The 2,701-nt window shown below is 44.6% G+C and carries 2 protein-coding genes; both read left to right on the top strand.

What is annotated here, in order from left to right; all coding sequences use genetic code 11:
* The first annotated feature begins 919 nt into the window (after positions 1-919).
* Complete coding sequence (locus QEH53_RS23470; protein WP_309025672.1) at positions 920-1,297, top strand: hypothetical protein; 378 nt, start codon at positions 920-922, stop codon at positions 1,295-1,297.
* An 82-nt stretch (positions 1,298-1,379) separates the two neighbouring features.
* Entirely contained in the window at positions 1,380-1,628 is a 249-nt protein-coding gene (locus tag QEH53_RS23465) for a hypothetical protein (protein ID WP_309025671.1), read from the top strand.
* Positions 1,629-2,701 lie beyond the last annotated feature (1,073 nt).

Raw genomic sequence — 2,701 nt, 5'->3', positions numbered from 1 at the left:
GAAAGATCGCAATTTGACAATGGATCCGAAGACTGAATCCAAGAAAAGAAGAGCCCCAACTTCCAAGACAAACCCAACTCTGAAGATGAAAAACTCAACCCCATCAAGTCGGTCCTCACAACTCGCGCAAGCGCTCGCGTGAGACCTCTGCGTTAGCCAATGAAATGAAAAATTAAAACTATAAGCAAAGGAGTGGAGACAAGTGTGAGCCTCAACTGCTCTTCGAGCTAAACCTCGAAAAGGAAAAGGAAACTAAACATCTGGAGCGTAAACACTCCGAGGGTTCAAATCCCTCTGAAGAAATGTCGAACAAAACTAAAGAACTTAACATCAAAAAGAAGGGACGTATTAATATGAAAATTCAAAAAAATCATAAAAAGAAATTCAATCCGCTTGTTTGGGTAGTTCTAGGTACGCTTTCTTTACTGGGTCTGTCTGGCGTAGATCGTCTCCAGCCCTTTGCTTATGGATCAAAAGGCTAACAAGTCGGCGCATACAATTCCGGCAAACGCCCGCCTCTTTCACAACGACCCCCTAAAATCAACGACCACTGAAGCTTGAGCCATTAGCGTGGCCCACACGTATGGCCTCGACGATCTCCAAATATAGAACTAAAATACGGATACAAAATCATCAGTGCAATCTGTGTAGTCGGTGGTTAAGAAAAGAACTCCTGCATTGAACAGAAAGATCGATTTCCGAGAGAGCGAACCAACTCGACCTCCAAAACAAAAAGATGGTCCTGCAAGAAAGAAGACCAGCTAGATACGAGCTGAAAAAATGACGAAGGGAGATCAAGTCGGCTCATACAATTCCGGCAAACGCCCGCCTCTTTCACCTCAACCCCACCAAATCAACCCAACTTTAAGTTAAACCAAAACAGGGCCTACATCATATGGCCTTGGCGTTGGGCGAAAAAATGAAATCAACTAAACTAGCAACCCTCGTCATCATCTTCGTTTTCGCAATTGCGACGATCTCCTGCTCAAGAAAGATTGAAGGTACGTTTTCCGGAACGTTCTCGTACGGTTTCGAAACGAGCAACTTCCACGCCGATGGCCATGATGAAGTTTGGTGGATTTCGTACGATGAAGACATTTTCAAAGAATTCGTCGAAGATTATGGAAAAAAATTAGACCAACTTGGAGAAGAGTACGCTGTCCCCGTATGGTACCAAATCACCGTAAAAGGTACCGCGTCAAAAAAGGGACGACACGGACACCTCGGAGGATTCGATAGAGAATTGAAAGTGAGTGAATTTGTGAGCTATAAATGGATCGAAACTGCAAAATTATAATGCCCAACCAGACAGCCCATACAACTCCGGCCAGTCGCTCCGCGACTGACCTCCGCGTATGGCTTTGACGTTCTGCAAAATAATGAATAACGAAAACAACGATCGCTTTAGCGGAAAGAAGATCTACGAATACATGCGTGCCTCGCAAGCGAAGTTCGAGATCCGGGGTAACAAAATTCATAAATTTATGAGCGCCACGCAACCCGTCTACGAAATCAGAGGTGACAAGATCCATGAGTTTATGCGAGCTACTCAACCCGTCTACCAAATAAAAGGAAACAAAATACACGAATTCATGAGAGCCACTCAGGCGATCTACGAGATTCGATAGAATTTACCCAACAAGGTATAAGAACTTCCAAGTGAAGATCACAGTGACATTTACAGTTACTATCTCAGTCGCAAGACTCCTAAACGGTCTCTGGAACTCAACCTGGAGAGTAATCATGGATACGATTGATTATATATCATATGTGTTGTGGAGCACGGTGCTACTGGGGAGGCCATCGAGGCGTGCTTGCGACACAAGGGATAGAACTGTAATTTTAGCTTTGGTCTATGGAGGAGATAGCACCGACGGAGGTTTAATTCCTCCGCTCCCCACCATTTTAAAAAACATAAGCAGAACAAGGCGCCGCAGACAACGAGCGCACGCGCTCGTCGTCTGAGCTTGGCGTTGTACAAGAAAAGATGACCACGGAAACCATAGAAACCTGGAGACTGATCAATAGCTTTGCTCCGTGGCTATCAGCTTTTGGAACAATCACTATATCAGGAATCGCTCTCTGGCTAACGTTACGTGATAAATCTATTCGCATCTCCGCAAATTTCACCGGAAGCGTAATCCCGTCATCCTCTCAGCTAAAGTTGGACACATATGTCTATTGCCTTAGCTTCGTGAATACAGGTCCACGTCCTGTAACAATAACGAACTACAAATGGATATTCAGAAGTCGACCTTTCGGAAAGAAGAACTATTTTTTCACGTTTCCGTATTTCGATCCGCTAATCTCCAAGCTCAGCACGAGTTTTCCGGCGGAACTTACGGACGGCAAGCAAGGGAATCTATTTCACCCATCTACGTTTTTCGAGGAACTGGATGATCGAGAAGATTTTCTTTTCGCGAAGAGCAGATTCCTCGCGTTCTACCGCATACATACTTTCAAAATCTATCTAATAGCGAGCACAGGAAAACTCATTCGGGTAAAGCTTGCGAAAAACATTAGAAAAGAAATTTGGAAGAAGTACAACCAGGCAGCTCATACAACTCCGGCCAGCGCTCCGCGCTGACCTACGCGTATGGCTTTGACGTTGGCAAAAAATAGATGAACGAAACCAAAGACATCAAACTATCGAGCACTGAGTTTTGTTTTCGAGCGAACTCAGTATTCATCGACGGAAAGA

Source organism: Pelagicoccus sp. SDUM812002, from assembly GCF_031127835.1.
GTDB lineage: Bacteria > Verrucomicrobiota > Verrucomicrobiia > Opitutales > Opitutaceae > Pelagicoccus.
Note: the sequence above shows the minus strand (reverse complement) of the source record. Positions and strands in the feature narration are given on the sequence as shown.